Consider the following 17,846-nt stretch of genomic DNA (forward strand, 5'->3'; position numbering starts at 1 on the left):
TAAAAAATATAAATATATAGTTCATGATCGGGTAATTTCAATAGTAAGAATACTATGAATTGTAGTTTGCACAGGCAAGCAAGCTGGTAAATTGACGAAATGGATCTATGATCTTTAAAACGTATCGCCCATAAATTTGGATTGATATAATGATTTTATATTTTTATGCCTGATTATTTACGATTATTAATCCGATACCCATGTGGAAAACGCTTGGTTCCACTCAAAAAGTTAATCAGGGCGATAAAATTAAAATCTTTCATCCCCATCGTCAGGAAGATACCGGCTCCTTATTTATTGTGGTAAGGACAGACGCTCATTATTTTGAGATCCTTCCCATTGTAGGCGAACTTGAAGTTCTGCCAAAGGATTTTAGAAAAAAAGTAGTCAGGTATTTTGATGTAAACTACAGTCTTAAGATAGAAGTCTGGAGGGAGCATTTGTAGACTTATATACACAAAATTCATAATATACCCTCCTGTTTATCTGATCCTTCCTTTTAAAACTTATTTATTTATTAATGAATAGGTTACACAAATAAATTCACTTCATATCAGTTTTTTGGAACAATTCTTGGAACTTAACGTATACAACCCTGCCTATCGAAAGAAGTAAGGCTGTTAAGTAGCACCATTAATTAATCAACCTGTATGTCAACTGAAAATAGTTTATTGAATCAATATGCCGCGAAAAAGAAGTCGAAGAAACGGATGTCGGAAGCCGTGTATCTGAGGATCTTCAATGCACTTGCTGAGTTTGACGGGTCGGGTAAGAAATATGAAAACGCGCTGAAGAAAGCAAGTAAGCAGATCGCCAAAGAAGTTATAAAAGCCAATCGGAAAGCAGCCATTGGTACCAGTAACGAAAATGGTAACAATGACCAGGAAATGACTACCCTATTTAAAGAAGCTTAATAAACAACATCTATGTCTGTGCCTGACCTGATAGAAGCGAAAGTGATATTACATATAGATGATGACCAGGATGACCGATTCCTGGTTCGATCTGCAATAAAAGAAATTGATCCCGCTATCATAGTTAAAGACGCTCATAATGGGCGAAATGCAATAGAATTTTTAAACCAGGCAAAGTTCGAAGGCCACTTGCCGTCGTTGATCATTCTCGATTACAACATGCCCCTGATGAATGGATTGGAAACGTATAAAGAGATCAGAAAAGACCCTGAGTTGCCTTCCATTCCGGTTGTTCTGCTCACTACGTTCTTTAATGAAAAAGACAGTGCTTACTGGGAGAACGAAAATGTAACTGCCTATACGAAACCCTCAGATTACGATGCATTTACAGCTTGCGTTAAAGAAATACTTGATTGTTGTGACCTGGTAAACAGGAGCTGATTATACCAGGTACATTCCTGTCCTCAAATAATATCAGAAAGTTCCCATGGCATATATTTTTATACGTTATTATAAAACGTAGTTATGAAACGAGTATATCTAACAGCAATGACCGCCTTAATAAGCTCATTGCTATGGGCACAGGATAAAGCTGCAGATGTTGATATAAATGTAAATAAAGACAGTGGTGGTGGAGGCTTTTGGGGCTCACCAGTGATGTGGATCATTGGCGCTGCTGTTTTTATTATAGTACTGGTAGCGGTTTCGCGCAGCGGTAGCCGTCAATAGTCCTCCTGATATAGTTTTTGTTTTTTAAATAAGCTCTCTTGACGGGAGCTTATTTTTTTCATAAATAAAATTTGAGTTTGCTGCAAGACTGCTAATTCAGTGATCAGCCGGGCAAGTGCAAAATAAACTTCAAAGCGCTGCCTGAATGGCCTTGGTATACTGTTTATTGTTCGTTTTTTTTATGTCCACCTGCCGGCACTGGTTGAATACTGCATATTTTTTAATAGCGTCAGTGATCCTGCTGATCGTTGATTCCGATAGTTTGAGTCGTTCAAAATGAAGATTGTGAATAGTCAACACTTTTTGTTTGCGATCAGCCTTCGAATCCATACGGGCAACAAACGTATCTTCTACCAGTACAGGCAATGAAAAATAGCCGTATTTGCGTTTTGCCTCGGGAACGAAACATTCTATCTGGTAATCGAAATTGAAAAAGTCCTTTAACCGGTGCCTGAATACATTCAGGATATCGAATGGCGAAAGCACATACGCTTCGCCTGCCAATTCGATCTTTTTGTTCTTATAACCGGGTAACATGTAGAGCGGACTGGTCGTAAGGCCCTCGATCACCACCTGGCAAACGGCCCCTTCCGTCACCAGTTTTTGCAGCTCTTTTTTTATTACATGATCTTTAACGTAACGTGCGCGCCAGACGATCTCTTTGGCGTAGGCGATACCGAGCGATTGTAAGGATCGTTGGATCACATACCTGGCAAACTCCTCAGGAGTTGGCATCGTTGTATCAATATCATCGGGGATGAGGTTACCGGGCAGATCATATACTTTCTGGAAATCTTTCCGGGTGATCATCAGGCTTCCGTCGAGATACAACCGTTCGAGCGCCATCTTCGATGGCCGCCAGTCCCACCACCCTGAACTGGCTACCTCCCGGTCATTGTCAAAATCTTTTACCATCAGCGGCCCTTCCCGCTCTATCCTTTCCAGCACCTTCTGCATAAGATTGAGCTCTGCCTGGGTCAGCGGTTTTCTTCTTAATGACATGCCTTTTTTCACGGGTAATGAATATCTAAAATCATCCATGGGCATATAGCCGGCAACAAAGGTGAAGAATTCAAAGATCCTTCCGTCGGCTTCCAGCTCTTCAAGCCATTCGGGTTTGTAATCGGGCACGCGGCTGAAGATGGCATGGTGATGCGCCCGCTCAACCACATAGTTAGCATCGATCTGAATAAATCCAAGGTGTTCGATGAGTTTATAAACCGCCTCGCGGCCCTTCCCGAAGGGTGCAGGTTTGTACAGCCCTGCTGCATGGAGGATGATCTTTCTGGCTTGTGACGGCGTGAGGATAAGTGGCTTCATACGTGGGCGGCAAAGTTAATCCCATTTTGCCACAAATGGCCCATTTGTGAGATTTTGCTTATATTAGTAATGCACGATTATTAAACCAACTAACGATTATGAAGCCTACCACCATCAATACCCTGTACTGGGTGTTTACCATTTTATTTGCAGCACTCATGATATATTCTGCCTATGGCAGCATCCTGGTAAACGAGGACTCAAAAAAACTGATACGTGATTATCTTGGCTTTCCTGAATATTTTATTCCATTCACCGGTTATGCGAAACTGTTTGGTTCCATTGCTATTTTAATTCCCGGATTAAAGACGATCAAAGAATGGGCGTATGCCGGATTGTTCTTTGATCTCGTGGGTGCTGTTTATGCCAGTATCGCCGTATCCAAAGCGTTCCATCCCATGATGCTTTTTATGCTGGTATGGTTTGTACCGGGCATCCTGTCTTATTATTTCTGGAAGAGAAAGATCAAAGCGGGGTTGAAGCCGTAAAGCTCATAATTTCCCATAAATTCAATTAACCCTTCATGACCCCAGCTCACCCTAACGATTGCCATTACGACGTGATCATCATTGGCGCAGGACCGGCAGGTTGCGCCTGCGCTATGGCGCTCAGGAAAACCGGACTGCGCATCGCGCTTATCGACAAACACCATTTTCCACGCGATAAAGTTTGTGGCGACGCTATACCTGGCCGGGCCATTAAATTCCTGCACGAAATAGACCCCTCCTTCGCCACCAGGCTTTCTGCTTTCACCGAAAAGCTGCTCACCCGAAGAACAACATGTTACTATAACAACCGAAAACTGGATTTTACCTGGCGCCTCGAAGCTTATACCGCCACCCGGGAATGCTTTGATAACTTTCTTTTTTCGGCCATTAAAAACAGTGCTGGCATTCGAACCATCGAAGGTGTTACGGTAAGTGATGTTGTAAAGTCTGCCAACGGCTATACAGTCATTACCAAAGATAACACCTGCTATGCGTGCACCATGCTCATTTGTGCAGACGGCGGCAATGGCATTACCGCCCGGAAACTTACCGGCCGCCAGCTCGACAGGCAACATCATGTGGCTGGCGTACGCGCCTACTACAGCGGTGTTTCAGGTATGGAAGATTCCTGCACAGAAGTGTATTTCGACAGAAAATACCTGCCTGGTTACTTTTGGGTGTTTCCCATCAAAGGCGGTATTGTGAATGCAGGTATGGGCATTTTATCTGACATGGTCATACAAAAAAAGATCAACGTCAAAAACGCCTTTTATGATTTCATTGAACGGTCACCCGTATTACGTCAAAAGTTTGGCAACGCACAGCCCATGGAAACATTAAAAGGCTGCGGACTTCCCATGGGCTCACGATGGGTAGAGATGTGCGGAGATCATTTTATACTGGTGGGCGATGCGGCATCGCTGATAGACCCCGTAAGCGGCGATGGCATTGGCAATGCCGTGCTCAGTGGCAAACTGGCGGCTGAACAGGTGATACAATGTTTTATTACCGGTAATTTCAGGGCCACCTTTGTGAAAAATTACGCCAACCGCCTCTATAAATTGGCCGGCGCCGACATGCGTCAAAAAACCAAAGTGCTGAAAACAATGGCCCGTTTGCCCTTCCTCTTTGACGCGGCGTTTATCGCCGGTCAGAACAGCATCATCAAAAGGTTTATGAAGTAAGCAGCGTACTATCCCTGTCTGCGCACCATTTCGTTGATCCAGATAGGCGCAAACGGCGAAGTACAACCTTTGGAAACCGGATAATCGCGGTAGATCCCTAATTTCTCTCCAATGGCTAACGCCCGCTTGCGGTGTTCCGGGAAATTAATGCCAATCTGCGCCAGCGTAGTGTTCATTGTCCATTGCACTTCGGGAGCCGCATCCGGCATTTCTTTTTCAATGCGATCGAGCAGCGCCGGCAGGTCGAGCCCATCAGCATCCCTCGTTACACGCCCGGCGGTGAGGCTCCAGCCGGCACGGGCCGAATAAGGATCTTTGGCCTTCATCCATTTTTTCCGCAGCTCTTCTTTATCGGGATGCTCCTTTACCACATACGAATTCATCCAATCGGCCACACCCACAAAATTGATGGATTTCACCATATCCTCCACTTCTTTCATCGACAGCTTCTTCACATCAATGATCAATGTAGCCAGCAGCCTGGCCTCTACATTCCCTGTTGCCCACAGTTCCAACGCCAGGGCATGATCGCTTTTGATTTCTTTAGCCAGATTTCTTATATCTCCCATCTTCACCCCAAACTGGTTGTCATCAGCCCCTGATTTTTTATTGTGCTTACGCACTTTCTCATCCCCCAGCGCCCTGAGTTTTGCAAGTGCTTCTTTTACCGTCATATTGTAATAATTAATGGTACACTACAAATTTACTATTTCAGCAGCACTCGCTTGCAGGAAAACGTTTTTACGCAATTGGAACCAGGCGCTTAATTGACCTCGATGGTACGTTCGATCGCTTCGAGCGAAGCATCTTCACCAATGTCCAAGATAGCCAGGGCAGAATATTTGCCTCTGGGCACCGTAGGGGGAATGGTGAGCCGCACCGTTCTTTTCCCTTCGGGGAAAACAGGGAATTCCACCTTCTCTAACTTATATTCCCGGCCGCTTTCAATATTCGTAAGCGCCAGATGCGCTTTACACTGCAGCATCGTTTCCCCCGTATTCACCATATAAAAATCATACGCATGCTGATCGCCTTGCACCGGTTTCAGGGTAAGCGCTTTGGCACTCATTTTCGTAACTGATGGCGGCGTTTGATAGATATGAATGCCTACGCGTAACAGTTCTTTTATTTTGGTGTTGAACTGTTTGTTCTTACGGTCGGCGCTATCCTGTTCTTCGGCGCTTTGCAGGAACAACATCGCCCACCGCATCTTGTTGAAAAGGGAGGTATCTGAAGGCGCCTGCAGCCGCACCAGCAGGTCTGCACTTTTGCCGGGCTCTACTTCTATAAAATTTTTATCGGTGGCTATCCAGGCGGCGCAGGAGCGGTTGAGTGTATCCGGTTTATAATACTGATGCGCTCCGGTTGAATCGCGTAACCAATCGGCCAGGTAAGCCTGGAAACCTACTTTGGCATCCGACAAATTGGTGATCTTTATTACCTGCGATTCGGTAACGCCGGGCACTCCATGAAATTCAAGTATGGATGGCTGTATCCCTATCTTTTGCGAAACAGCGTTTACTGACATAAAAACCAATGCTAACAAAGTACACATTAGACATTTCATAGCTTTTTGTTTTTGATCGATCCAAAAAATAAAATAAATTGCTATACATTAAAATCCTTGTATCGTATGTGCCATACAGGAATAAACACAAGCCGCCTGCTTTTCCGCAACATCATTATGTTACTCATTTGTACAACGGCTGCCGGGGTAATACGGGCGCAGAACAATAGCAATAACCTCACACTTACGGCCATCAATACCGGCTTCACCCTGAACAATGTGTCAGCCATTGAAACGCAGCAAATCAATCCCAATGCTTTTCAAATCGTGGTAAATTCAAGATCGAGCAACCTCTTTAGCGTGCGGGCAAGGGTTTCGGCCTCAACCAGCAGTACAGGTACCCCTTTTCCCGCCTCGATGCTGTCCCTCCGTTGTAATTCTACCAGTCCGCCGGTCACTGCCAATACCAACACGATCACCCTGAGCAATACCGATCAGCTCTTACAGCAGATAAATTCCACTAAAAACAATGTTACTTTCAACTATGACCTGCTGCTTGACCCGGTTGGGTACAATTACGCACCGGGCAATTATAACCTCACCATATTATTTACCATGACACAACCATGATCATGAAAAACAGCCGCCTTTATATAGTATTGCTGTCACTAGTTTCAACAAAGGGTATGGGACAGTCATTCAATGGAACCATCAACCCAGTAATAAGTATTCAATCGGTGATGGCAGTGTCTATTACCAATAATGCTTCTTCCACCATAAATTTTACGAACGCGCAGTATGCTTCCGGGTACACGATCAGTAATTTCAACACCTTTAATATAAAGAGCAACCAGCCCTGGAGATTATCAGTTTCTGCCGCTACGCCTAACTTTTCAGCCAGCGGCAGTTATGCTTCCAACAATATGCCGGCATCGGTCATTGGCGTAGTAAAAAGTGGTCAATCCCCTTTTAAACAACTATCTTCAACCGACCAGGTACTGGCAACGGGCAACCGCGGTAACGCCGGCATTTCAGGCAACTCCTTTAATATGGACCTCATGGCCAATCCCGGCTATGCATACGGTCCGGGCATTTATACACTTACCATCGTTTACACCCTTAGCGCCCAATAAGCATTTTTATTTACCGGCTTTGTTTTATATACAGGCTGGCTTGCATTTGCTGATCTTAATACCGAACTTAATAACAGTAAATATTATTTCAGGTGAAAAAGCTTATTTTATTACCATTTCTTGTTTTTGGTCAATTTCTGACCAACGCACAGCCACCCACGAAAAAGGCGCAGCAGGTAATCACTTTAAAACTGATGCCCGCCGGCCCCATACATCTTCCCAAGGTCAAAAAAGATAAGGGCAGGGGCAATGACGATAAACTACAGTTAAAAGAAGAGCTGGGCTTATCCTCGAACAAACACATATTGGTAGATAAGCAGGTGATTGAAATGGATATTGAGGAGAAAAAGCCGCCGGCAGCCAATGTTCCCGCTAAAAAGAATGAAGAGACTAATAACACTTCCAAAAACCGTTTAATACTGTATACGGTCACTTCTTTGTAAGTACACGGTGATTTATTAAGACAGCATAGCATTATTACCTTCTACGCAAAAGCCCGGATGTAGTTATCTAACTCCGGGTTTTTATTTGCACTTACATGAGTACAGATTTGCTATCAGAGATGATCAGTCGCTACTCCTATTTCACACCCGGTTTATTTTTCGGAAATAATTTCCAGTGCATGGAACAATTTTCGGTCATACCAAACAGGTACCATCTGGTTTTCAATCAATTGCTGAAATGGCACGGCGATTGGCTATATGTAACCGTAACAATTTTAAAAAACCTCTTTAACAAACAAAAAAACGAACAACATGAAAAAGATTGCATTGATCACCGCCGCCCTTATTACTGGTACTATTGCTGCTAACGCCCAGTCTTCTGCTCAAGCGAGCCACACAGTAACATTAAATCTGCAGAACTCTATCGACATTGCTTTCACTGCTGCTACGGGCACTGACTTTACTTTTACCAACACGAGTGACTACCAAAACGGACTTACCAACCTGGGAGCATCGAGCCTCCAGGTAAAATCGAACCGCCCCTGGGCCGTAACAGTGGGTGCTGCAAGTGCTAACTTCAGCGGCCCGGCAGCCCCCTCTCCTGCTATGCCTGCTTCAGTTTTAGGCGTTCGCCTGAGCGGCGGTTCTTCCTTCGGTGCTTTGTCAACAAGCGCCCAGTCGCTGACCAGCGGCGACAGAGGGGTGAGCAGCTTTACTGTTGATTACAATGCCAACCCTGGCTTCAGTCATGATGCAGGTACTTACACCCTCTCTGTAGTGTACACTGCCACACAGCAATAGATCCCCAACCGTGCCACGGTTCAAAACCGTGGCACGGTTATTCTTTCCACCGCCCGATGTAAAATCAAAACGTTGAAAACAGTTGCTACCTATTGGTTTACCCGTACCCTGACGCTAATGGCGTTATTATTCGCCGGCATACAGGTGGCAATGGCCCGGCAAAACAATGGACTACCGGATATACTACGATCTCGTTTCCTGAACGATTCTGTAGCCGTGGAAGAAAACAGTTATGCATTCAACAATGTAAGCATTTACAACAGCAGCAGCCGTCCCTTAGCGGTGCAACTGGTGGTAAGATCACCGGAGATAACTTCTCTCATCACAGCCAATATAATAGACACTGAATTACGGCCACGGGAGAACCAGCTTATCCCTATCCGTTTCACGCTCGCCACTAAAACGGCTGCTTTAAGCTGGGTTCCTTTTATCATTGACATTCGCATCCCCGAACTGAACCAGGTCATCCATACCCAATTTTACATCAGACCCAAAGCCAATGTGAAATGGAAGGCTGCCCTGAAGCAACCGGTTGCCGTTTTCACCGAAAATGACAAACAGGTAGCCTTTACTGTTTACCTGGAGAATACAGGTAATAGTCCGGATACCTACAGCTTCGATTTCCGCACCAGCCTTTCACTGAACCTTGCCAAAAAAAATTATTCGGTCACTTTACAACCCGGTGAAGCCCGCACCATTCCTGTCCAGGTTTTGTTATCGCCTAACGATATACAACAACTGAAAAAGGATGAAATAACCATTTTTATAAAGAATACGCAGGGCGACACCAGGATGCTGAACCAGCAGATAAACCGGCTCGGCTATATTTACAGCGGGGAGAACTACAACTATCAAAAAATGCCGCTGACGCTGGAATTGAACATGCAGAACCTGGCCGGCGAACAGCCCTTTGCCTTTTTGAATGTTCGCGGTAACCTGAAGCTGAAAAATGACCGACAGCTGAACGTTTTGTTGCAAACCAACAACTATTACCGGCATTCAGCCGCCAATACACAAAAAGCTGCCGTGGAATATGTACATGGTCCCTGGCGCCTTACCGGCGGCAGCATTATCGACTTCAACCATTTCCTGGTAGATGGCACCGGCCTTCGCCTGCAATATGCCGGTGCACAGCATAAGGCCATTGAAGTAATGGGCGCACAAAGCCGTATTGGCAATACCCGGCAATTCAATGTAAAGTTCAGCCTTCCCGTATTAAAGGGAGTTAACTGGCAAACCAATGGGTTTGTAAACCGCGACGGGCTGAAAAAACAAAGCAGCTCGCTGCTGTTAAATAAACTGGAATGGACGATCGACAAGGACACCCGCCTGGCTGTTGAAGGCGGAACCGGCCTGGAAAAAATAGCCCGCTCAAAGCTGGATACCTCCCTGGTAGCCTGGCAGGCCGGTTATCATTTTGAAACCAGGAAAAAGCATTACCAGTTCACTTCCACGATCAACCGCTATTCTGAAAACTTTCCCGGATTGAATAAAGGTTTTCATTACCAGTTACACGAAGCGCGTTTATTGATAAATAACTGCTTCGCCGGACCCTATTTCGAGATCAATAAAAGAGCCTATAACAATACCGGCGACTCACTGATCAATTATCTGTTCAATATCAATAACCGGGAATACGGACTCCGGTTCGGCTGGCAACGTAAACGGCTTTCGCTGGTAATATCGCCAGGCCTGTTGAAACAGGTGCAGGACAGCACAACGGCCCTGCAATCGAAAATGTATAAACTGGCGGTAAATCTTAACTGGCAGATCACCGATCGCTGGTGGCTGTCGGCCTTCTCCAATGCCGGCCGGGTAACTATCCCTGCTTCGACCCTCACTAACTTTAACAGCTTTACCAACTTTGTGAATATACAGAATGGCCGTTATGGTATGCAGCTCCGGTATGACAAAGGCCCTTACTATTATTATGAGATCAAAGAGTACCTGCAATCACCGGTAGCTTATGATCGACTGCAGGTATCGCCCTTCATAGAAATACCGTGGACGCGGAAAAACATCTTTTACCGCCTGCAGGGAAATTACCTAAACGAACAACAAACCGGGGTGTCCTTCTTTTTGCTGTACAATAATATCCAGTACTCAACGCCAGCAACAGGCATCGATGTAGGACTCACCACACAGGTAAACCTGTCGCGAAAAGATGACCCGCTCGTTAACCTCACCATTCGCAAAAGACTGCAACTGCCTGTTATTAAAAATGAAAGCTCGCGCTCTTTCAAGATCGTGTTATACCTCGATGAAAACAATAACAACTGGCCTGATGAGCACCTGTCATGGGTATCAAAGGCCCGGGTGCTGGTAAATGGCGAACTGCTGCAAACCAACAGTAAAGGCGAACTAAGTTTTACCAATACCGACGACAAAGAGTTCACTATTGATTTCAGCCAGATTGCGGGGCTCGATGGCTGGATGCCCAAACAGGGTTTCAGGCAGACATTCAGGCCGGGAAAAGAACAAAAAATTTATTTTTTCCCTTTTACCCACAGTAGTGTCATAACCGGCAAACTGGTGCTGCTGCGTGACGAACAAAGTTCCCTGACCATGCCCCTGGATGGTATCAGGATCATAGCTGCCGCAGCCAATGGAACCGTTTATAATACACTTACCAATAGCAAAGGGGAATATACATTCAACCTGCCTGCCGGTCTGTATATCGTCAGTGTTAACGAGGCCGTGTTCGATGACACCTTCAAAGTGACTGAAACCAGTAAGGCTGCTGACCTGGTGAATAACCAGCGCCTGCATCTGCAATTCGAGATCAGGCAGAAAAAACGGGTGATAAATATAAAACGGGAATAAAAGACCAATTGGCAATTGACAATGGGCAATGGGCAAACGAAAACCAATTGGCAATCGGCAATGAGCAATTGGCAGTTAGCAGTTGTCAGTTGGCAGATGGATGTTGCCAAGCTTAAACTTCGAAGCGCCTCATTGCTAGTTTACCAAATAACTGAATAACTGAGGAACTGAATAACTGAATAACTCATTAACGCTTCGACACTGGATCAGCCATCTTTTTGCCATTCACTTTTACGTTCCTGAAATGCAGCCCTTGCACCTTACCTACTTTGAAATCGGTGCTTTGCAATTGCACATCTACATCTGATACAAGTATATCCCGGATCGTCGCCTGGTCATGACCGGTGATCTCGCCCAATGAATTCGCCGTTCCACGGACATTGGAAATTTTGATATTCCGTACCAAAGACTTTGGCGGTGCCTGGCCTTTCAGATCAAAATACTGGGTCCAGGGCGAAACCTTGAAAATAACACCGCTCCCTTTTAAGGTAATATCGCTCATGGTCACATCCTCGTATTGTTGCGGAGTATCCGGACGAAGCTTTAACCGCAACACGGTTGGACCAAGCGTTATACATCGCTGAATATTTACCCTGCGAACAATGGTTGCTTCACTGCCACAAGTTACAATACCCCCACCCGCTTCGAAGATACAATCGCTGATCTGAACGTTCTCTACTGGTGGACTGTCCTTATCCTGCAGCGCAAACGGTCCTTTGGAACCTTTTAATGCAATACAATCATCGCCTACAGAGAAAAAGCAATGGCGAATGGCAATATCATGAGAACTGTCTATATCGATACCGTCAGAGCTGGGTGCATGATGGTATGGTTTGGGGCCTGAAGGCGCCTGGAAACGGCAATAAGTTATGCTCACCTGCTCACAGCGATAAATATGCAGGTTCCAGAAGCCCGAATTCAAAAAGGTAATGCCGTTGATCTGTATGTCTTTGGAATTCTGAATAAAAGCGAGCCGCGGGCGCTCAACATTTAAATTGGTCGTCTTTGGGTCAGCATTCCGCCGGTTATAAAATTCTTTCCAGAAGGGTTCGCCGCTGCCGTCAATGGTACCGGGGCCGCTGATGCGTAAATGATCGACCCCATCTCCATTGATCAGCGCTGCACGCCAGGGTTCAAAATGACCTTCAATGCGGGTATTTAATTTTGGATAATCATTAATATCTGTAGACCCCTTGAGTACAGCGCCCGCCTGAAATTCCAGGTGAACACCGCGTTTCAGAAAAAGGGCCCCGCTTACAAATATACCTTTGGGAATAACGAGGGTTCCGCCACCGTTTTTGGCGCATTCGTCTATGACAGCCTGAATGGCTTTTGTATTGAGTGTTTTGCCGTCACCCACCGCGCCGCGTTCGGCAATATTATATCGCTGTTCCCGGTTGTGTACTATCGTTCTTTCAAACGCCGTGAATCGATGGTCGTTATTGGCGTCGACCCTGGTCAGGGTCACACTGCCAACTATGGTAAGCAATAACAATTTGTTCATTGTCAAATTTACAAATAACTGCCGCATACAACTGTCCCGGTTCATCCGGCATAGTCATTAGAAAGAGGTTAAAAAGATCAATGCGAACGCAAAACCCGGTTAAGATCTTCGCGGAAAGTTTCGCTTACGGGAATTTCAGTTGCACCGATACAAACAAGGTCGCGTTTAATGGCGGTGATCTTTGCAATGGCCACCAGGAAGGATCTGTGCGTGCGAATAAAGGCGCCTGCAGGCAGTTTGGCCTCAATAGTTCTTAGCGACATCCGCGTTATAACCGGTTTAGCCGCTGAAGCCAGATAGATCTTGATGTAGTCTTTGCTGCTTTCTATATAATTGATATCGGCTGTCACGATCTTTACAAGCGAATAATCAACACTTACGAAGAAGTCATTGTTCTTCACTGGTTCCGTCAGGCTGGCGGCCCGCTTGGCCCGGAACAATTCAGCCGCCCGGTTACACGCTTTCAGGAACCGGTCGAAAGGGAAAGGTTTTAACAAATAATCTGCCACCTGCAGGTTAAAACCTTCCACTGCATATTTTTCATAAGCCGATACCATGATGACCAGTGGTGGATGCTGCAGCGATTGCAGCAATTGCAGTCCGCTCAACCGCGGCATTTGAATATCGAGAAAGATGAGATCGATTGATTCCTGCTGTAAGGTGTTCAATGCTTCGAGCGCAGTTTTGCACGACTTCACCAATTCCAGAAAAGGCACCCGGCTTACATTATCTTCCAGCAACTCCCGAACCAGGGGTTCGTCATCGACAATAATACAGCGCATCATAATAAGTTAAGTGTTAAATGAATGCTGAATAGGTCACCGTCCCGGTGAATGACCAGATCATATCTGCCCGGATACAACAGCGTTAACCGCGCACGAACATTACCCAGGCCGATACCCGACACCTCATCTTTGTTGGCAGCTGCTTCTCCCGGGTCGAATTTATTTTTTACCTGGAACACCAATATGCCTTCCTGCACAGTCAAGTTGATATCTATACGGGGTTCATCCTCGTAACCCGTTCCATGTTTGAATGCATTTTCCACGAAAGGGATCAGCAGCATCGGTTCTATACAATAATTGTTTGCAGCGTAGGGCAACGCCAGGTTGAACCCGATCTTTACATCCTGCCCAAAGCGTAGTTGCTGCAGGGCTACATAACTTTGCAGGTATTCCACCTCCTGTTGCAGGGATATCTTTTTGCCGGCATCATACAGCATATAGCGCATTAAACCGGAAAGCATTAAAAGCGATGATTCCAGCTGGTCTGAACGCTTTCTTGCCAGTGAGACCAGGTTGGTCAGGATATTAAACAGGAAATGCGGACTGATCTGGGAACGAAGGAATTTCAGCTCCATGCCCAATTGTTTCGCCTCCCGCTCCTGCTGCGTTTTTTCAGCCCGGATCTTTTCAAGCGTTATACAATAGAAGACACTTACAATAAACGCCAGTACCGACGGAAACAGCACGTGTGCGCGCACATCGGGCAGATCGTTGGGAAACCAGCCTTCCAGTATATAAAACTTTACCCGTACGGAAAGAAGGATAAGTAAAACCACGGAAACAAGATACAGCCACCAGTACCTGCGATTCAACAATTTCGGATACAGAAAAAAAGCATTTCCATAAAAAATGACTATATGGATCAACTGCGACAATGTAAAATAGATCCCCGGCAGCGGACCTATTTTGTATTGATTGCCGGCACTGCCGGTAAAATAAGGAAAGAACAGCACGATGCTCCAGGCCAGCGCATGGAGAATAACATTGAAATAACGGTATTTGACTATTGTAAGCATGTAACGGCGCATCAATCCGGCTCAAACTTATCGATTTTACCTGTAGGAGGAACAGATTTAAAAATGATCGCAGCATCTGCCGGTATTGTCGCAACATTTGGCGTCTTTGTCGCTTTACCTGAAAAGCAATGATGGCCACTGATAGTTTTGCAGAGCTAAAGACAATACGTATGAATATGCAAACTTTGCTTCAGATGGACATGCTCTTGCAGGTTAGCGGAATTACACCGGGCCGGGCGGCCGCCCTGCTGCCGGCGGTGATGGGATTGATCAGTGTGGTGTTTGGTTGTATGGCGCTGGCTCGCGTTAAACGCAATAGCCCTTCCGGCCGCGCCATGGCCATTGCTGCCATAATACTGGCATTGATGGGCATCGTCTTCAGCGGACTGCACCTGGCGCGTGCTACCGGCGCTATCGGCACAGGTTCGGGTCGGTTGGGCGCCATCGTAGCGCTGCTGTTCTCGCTGATCGGCGTAGTGATCAGTTGGCTGGCATTGGCCCGTTTTCGGCGAATGGCCAGGGACTAAACCGGCGCCAGCCACCTCGATCTTAAATACACCACTGTTTTGTTCAGGTAAGGGAAAAAAGCGATCAGTAACAGCATGCCTACGATTAGCCATGACAGCAGCTCAAAATAGTCCATTGCAAACCGTAGTTGCGCCTGCCTGTTCATGCCGTCAACCAGCAATTTGCTGGAAGCCCTGGCAGCCGCCCCCGGCGCCATACCTCTATCTGCCAGCTGCTGCGCCTGTAGTTGCATGTTTTTCCTTAGCACCAGGTCGAGTTTGGTGAGGTGGTCGAGGAAAGCATTGTAATGATTGCTTTTGCCGAACAGTTCAAAGTAATTAATGAGCGCAATGCTCACCGAAAAGCCCATGTATCGAATGGCCAGGGACATAGCTGCGGCGGACGGTCCCATGGAAACGGGCACCGAAGCAATCGTAAAAACGATGGTAGGCACCATGATCATTCCAACACCCAGCCCCTGCATAAAAAGCGGGATGAAATAATGGCTTTCGTTGGCCTGCCCGCTGAACAAAAAGAACATAGCAACCTGGAAAGCCAGCAGCAGGATAAATCCCGGCAGCCAGATATACCTGATCGGCTTTTTTTGCAGGATCATACAGCAGGCGATGATGACCCCGGTTACCAGTCCGGCCAGATTGAACAGGTTGATATAAGAAACATGCCTCGGGTCGAAGCGCAGAACACCGGCAAGGAAACTGCTGGCAACACCTGCTGCAAACCGGCAGATGTACATTACGAATAACACAAAAAGTCCTACCCAAAAATTCCGGTACCTGAATATTTGCAGGTTTACATAAGGCCGTTTCATGCTTTTCTGGCGGAACAGGTATATTATTAAAAGCAGAACGATCGCAATCATGCTGTACTGTATTCGATGGTCTTCCAACCAGTAATATTTCTGGCCATACACCAGGATATACCCGGTGAGGCAAAGCATGAGCGTATAAAGAACAAAACTCTGCCAGTCGAGCTTATGCAGGGGGAACCGGGCTTTGAGCCGCACATTGTTCATAATAAGTAACAGCAGGATGAGGCAGGGCACAAAAGAGAAGAGGGCGGCTTTATAAACAATATTGTAATTGGAGGAATCAATGAGGTCGGCTGTTACGAGATTATTGAAAGGGATAGCACATAATAACAGACCGAAGAATACCGAAAAACTTACTTCCCGGGCGCGTTCGCTGCGCAGGCGGGTAAACATCAGCGAGAGGGAAAGGCTCACCGTGCTGCAGAATATGAGACCCTGGAGGAATCGCACGGGCAGCAACACCCGCAGTTCATGGGTTTGATAACACAGGAAGCTGCACATCATTTGCAGGGACATAAGCAGGATAAAATATTCCTTGCAGGCCAGATAAGCAAAGAACCGGTGTTCGAGGCTGTAAAAGCCCACATAACCGGCATAGAACAAGATCACCGCAAACTGGATGTCTGCCGGTGCAGCGCCATAATGGCCTGCCGCGGCATTGATATTGGCCAGTGGTAAAAAGAAAAGCACAATACTGGGCAGCAATACAAGGAACAGGCTGATCCTGATCAACCATTCGGGCGCCCATTTCCTGAAGACAGGAATGGCGTTATCCATGACGTTGGTTTTTGGGCACATAAACGTTCACGTTCATGCCTGCTTTGAGGATATCGAGCTCTTTATTGTTCCCGTGGATGCGGATGCGCACGGGAATACGTTGAACGATCTTTACAAAGTTCCCGGAAGCGTTATCGGGCGGCAGCAGCGAAAACCTGGAACCCGTAGCCGGCGAAATGGAAATGATCGTTCCTTTGAAAGGCCGGCCGGGATAGGCATCTGCAATCACTTTTACCGAATCACCGGTATGCATGTGCGCCACCTGTGTTTCCTTGAAATTAGCCACCACCCATTTATCCGTTTCATCGTTTACGATGAAGGCAAGCGGTTCACCCGCATTGATCATTTGTCCTGCTTCTACCGTCCTTTTGCCCATGCGGCCATTATACGGGGCCCTGATGACCGTATAACTAACATCCAGCCTGTGCCTGTTCAGCTGGGCATTTAACCGGGCTATTTCGGCGATCACAATTGCCTTTTCTGCTTTATTGCCGAGCAACTGTAACTGGGCATTTGCTTTCTGAATGGCTGCTTCTGTTTCCTGTTGCTGCAGTAAGTACTCGCGATTATCGATGATCAACAGGGTATCGCCTTTTGACACGTACTGGTTGTCCTCGAAGTGAACGGCCGTAATAAAGCCGCCGGCCCGGGAGATCACGGGGTTTATATATTCCTCGACCTGTGCATCATTGGTTTGCACGTAATGGTAATAACCCCAGAGGGTAATGATGCCCCAGATGGCCAATGCTGCAATGATCGTCGCCGACATCCATCCTGTGATCCTGGTAATAAGCCTGTCTGTAACGGTGTATTTCTTTTTCATGGCTGTTTAGAGAGGGCAAGCAACGCGCACGCAAAAATATCAGGCGGCCGGCTGTTTTGTTTCCCTAAATAAGCCAACATTTTCGTCATTACGGCCAAAAGCCTTCTTTATTCATATCATTCCCACTGTCGCGGAGGGCTTGAAATTCAGAAGTACGAAGTACGAGGTATGAAGTACGAGGTATGAGATACGAAGTATCAAGGTTGAAATAAGGGTTTTTCTTACATCTTACTTCCTGCTTCATACTTCTTACTAAAAACCGA

20 protein-coding genes are annotated in these 17,846 nt (G+C 46.3%); 12 read left to right on the forward strand and 8 right to left on the reverse strand.

Annotation, left to right across the window (positions count from 1 at the left end; translation table 11 throughout):
- Nucleotides 1-200 precede the first annotated feature (200 nt).
- From JUB15_RS26300 to JUB15_RS26315, 4 genes are all read left to right on the forward strand, one after another.
- Nucleotides 201-446 carry a hypothetical protein gene (locus JUB15_RS26300; protein ID WP_207515644.1) on the forward strand — a complete coding sequence of 82 codons (246 nt, stop codon included), beginning with the start codon at nt 201-203 and terminating at the stop codon, nt 444-446.
- Nucleotides 447-650: 204 nt separating this feature from the next.
- The gene (locus JUB15_RS26305; RefSeq protein WP_207515645.1) at nt 651-914 is read left to right on the forward strand and encodes a hypothetical protein; all 264 of its coding nucleotides are present in this window, start codon (nt 651-653) and stop codon (nt 912-914) included.
- Between the two features lie 12 nt (nt 915-926).
- Nucleotides 927-1,355, forward strand: a complete 429-nt coding sequence (locus JUB15_RS26310; protein ID WP_207515646.1) for a response regulator — start codon at nt 927-929, stop codon at nt 1,353-1,355.
- Between the two features lie 84 nt (nt 1,356-1,439).
- Nucleotides 1,440-1,643: a hypothetical protein gene (locus JUB15_RS26315; protein ID WP_207515647.1), complete on the forward strand. Its 204-nt coding sequence runs from the start codon at nt 1,440-1,442 to the stop codon at nt 1,641-1,643.
- Between the two features lie 129 nt (nt 1,644-1,772).
- On the opposite strand, the gene JUB15_RS26320 is transcribed toward JUB15_RS26315, so the two are convergent.
- On the reverse strand, nt 1,773-2,963 hold the full coding sequence (locus JUB15_RS26320) for a winged helix-turn-helix domain-containing protein (RefSeq protein WP_207515648.1): 1,191 nt from the start codon (nt 2,961-2,963) through the stop codon (nt 1,773-1,775).
- A gap of 98 nt (nt 2,964-3,061) precedes the next feature.
- Here JUB15_RS26320 and JUB15_RS26325 point away from each other — a divergent pair, with 98 nt between their 5' ends.
- On the forward strand, nt 3,062-3,451 hold the full coding sequence (locus JUB15_RS26325; protein ID WP_207515649.1) for a DoxX family protein: 390 nt from the start codon (nt 3,062-3,064) through the stop codon (nt 3,449-3,451).
- A gap of 35 nt (nt 3,452-3,486) precedes the next feature.
- The gene (locus JUB15_RS26330; protein WP_207515650.1) at nt 3,487-4,635 is read left to right on the forward strand and encodes a geranylgeranyl reductase family protein; all 1,149 of its coding nucleotides are present in this window, start codon (nt 3,487-3,489) and stop codon (nt 4,633-4,635) included.
- Between the two features lie 8 nt (nt 4,636-4,643).
- Here JUB15_RS26330 and JUB15_RS26335 read toward each other — a convergent pair whose 3' ends face one another.
- Both JUB15_RS26335 and JUB15_RS26340 read right to left on the reverse strand, forming a co-directional pair.
- On the reverse strand, nt 4,644-5,309 hold the full coding sequence (locus JUB15_RS26335; RefSeq protein ID WP_207515651.1) for a DNA alkylation repair protein: 666 nt from the start codon (nt 5,307-5,309) through the stop codon (nt 4,644-4,646).
- 89 nt (nt 5,310-5,398) lie between these two features.
- Nucleotides 5,399-6,163: a hypothetical protein gene (locus JUB15_RS26340; RefSeq protein ID WP_207515652.1), complete on the reverse strand. Its 765-nt coding sequence runs from the start codon at nt 6,161-6,163 to the stop codon at nt 5,399-5,401.
- 105 nt (nt 6,164-6,268) lie between these two features.
- Here JUB15_RS26340 and JUB15_RS26345 point away from each other — a divergent pair, with 105 nt between their 5' ends.
- From JUB15_RS26345 to JUB15_RS26365, 5 genes are all read left to right on the forward strand, one after another.
- The gene (locus tag JUB15_RS26345; RefSeq protein WP_207515653.1) at nt 6,269-6,772 is read left to right on the forward strand and encodes a hypothetical protein; all 504 of its coding nucleotides are present in this window, start codon (nt 6,269-6,271) and stop codon (nt 6,770-6,772) included.
- A gap of 2 nt (nt 6,773-6,774) precedes the next feature.
- Nucleotides 6,775-7,275 carry a hypothetical protein gene (locus JUB15_RS26350; RefSeq protein ID WP_207515654.1) on the forward strand — a complete coding sequence of 167 codons (501 nt, stop codon included), beginning with the start codon at nt 6,775-6,777 and terminating at the stop codon, nt 7,273-7,275.
- A 92-nt stretch (nt 7,276-7,367) separates the two neighbouring features.
- Nucleotides 7,368-7,718, forward strand: coding sequence for a hypothetical protein (locus JUB15_RS26355; RefSeq protein ID WP_207515655.1), 351 nt, complete (start codon nt 7,368-7,370; stop codon nt 7,716-7,718).
- Nucleotides 7,719-8,030: 312 nt separating this feature from the next.
- Nucleotides 8,031-8,519 carry a hypothetical protein gene (locus JUB15_RS26360; protein ID WP_207515656.1) on the forward strand — a complete coding sequence of 163 codons (489 nt, stop codon included), beginning with the start codon at nt 8,031-8,033 and terminating at the stop codon, nt 8,517-8,519.
- A 72-nt stretch (nt 8,520-8,591) separates the two neighbouring features.
- The gene (locus tag JUB15_RS26365; protein ID WP_207515657.1) at nt 8,592-11,342 is read left to right on the forward strand and encodes a carboxypeptidase-like regulatory domain-containing protein; all 2,751 of its coding nucleotides are present in this window, start codon (nt 8,592-8,594) and stop codon (nt 11,340-11,342) included.
- A 187-nt stretch (nt 11,343-11,529) separates the two neighbouring features.
- Here the strand turns inward: JUB15_RS26365 and JUB15_RS26370 are convergent, their stop codons facing one another.
- The 3 genes from JUB15_RS26370 to JUB15_RS26380 all read right to left on the reverse strand — a co-directional run bounded on the left by JUB15_RS26370 (nt 11,530) and on the right by JUB15_RS26380 (nt 14,647).
- Nucleotides 11,530-12,846, reverse strand: a complete 1,317-nt coding sequence (locus JUB15_RS26370; protein ID WP_207515658.1) for a glycoside hydrolase family 28 protein — start codon at nt 12,844-12,846, stop codon at nt 11,530-11,532.
- A 77-nt stretch (nt 12,847-12,923) separates the two neighbouring features.
- The gene (locus JUB15_RS26375) at nt 12,924-13,631 is read right to left on the reverse strand and encodes a LytR/AlgR family response regulator transcription factor (protein ID WP_207515659.1); all 708 of its coding nucleotides are present in this window, start codon (nt 13,629-13,631) and stop codon (nt 12,924-12,926) included.
- Nucleotides 13,628-14,647, reverse strand: coding sequence for a sensor histidine kinase (locus JUB15_RS26380; protein ID WP_207515660.1), 1,020 nt, complete (start codon nt 14,645-14,647; stop codon nt 13,628-13,630). The genes JUB15_RS26375 and JUB15_RS26380 overlap by 4 nt, the downstream gene beginning before the upstream one ends.
- A gap of 176 nt (nt 14,648-14,823) precedes the next feature.
- Between JUB15_RS26380 and JUB15_RS26385 the strand changes: the two genes are divergently transcribed.
- On the forward strand, nt 14,824-15,174 hold the full coding sequence (locus tag JUB15_RS26385) for a DUF6223 family protein (protein WP_207515661.1): 351 nt from the start codon (nt 14,824-14,826) through the stop codon (nt 15,172-15,174).
- Here the strand turns inward: JUB15_RS26385 and JUB15_RS26390 are convergent.
- Together JUB15_RS26390 and JUB15_RS26395 are read right to left on the reverse strand one after the other, a co-directional pair.
- The gene (locus JUB15_RS26390) at nt 15,171-16,760 is read right to left on the reverse strand and encodes an MFS transporter (protein ID WP_207515662.1); all 1,590 of its coding nucleotides are present in this window, start codon (nt 16,758-16,760) and stop codon (nt 15,171-15,173) included. The genes JUB15_RS26385 and JUB15_RS26390 overlap by 4 nt on opposite strands.
- Nucleotides 16,753-17,583: an HlyD family secretion protein gene (locus JUB15_RS26395; RefSeq protein WP_207515663.1), complete on the reverse strand. Its 831-nt coding sequence runs from the start codon at nt 17,581-17,583 to the stop codon at nt 16,753-16,755. Before JUB15_RS26395 ends, JUB15_RS26390 begins: the two co-directional genes overlap by 8 nt.
- Between the last annotated feature and the right edge of the window lie 263 nt (nt 17,584-17,846).

This window comes from Longitalea luteola (assembly GCF_017356035.1).
GTDB lineage: Bacteria > Bacteroidota > Bacteroidia > Chitinophagales > Chitinophagaceae > Niastella > Niastella luteola.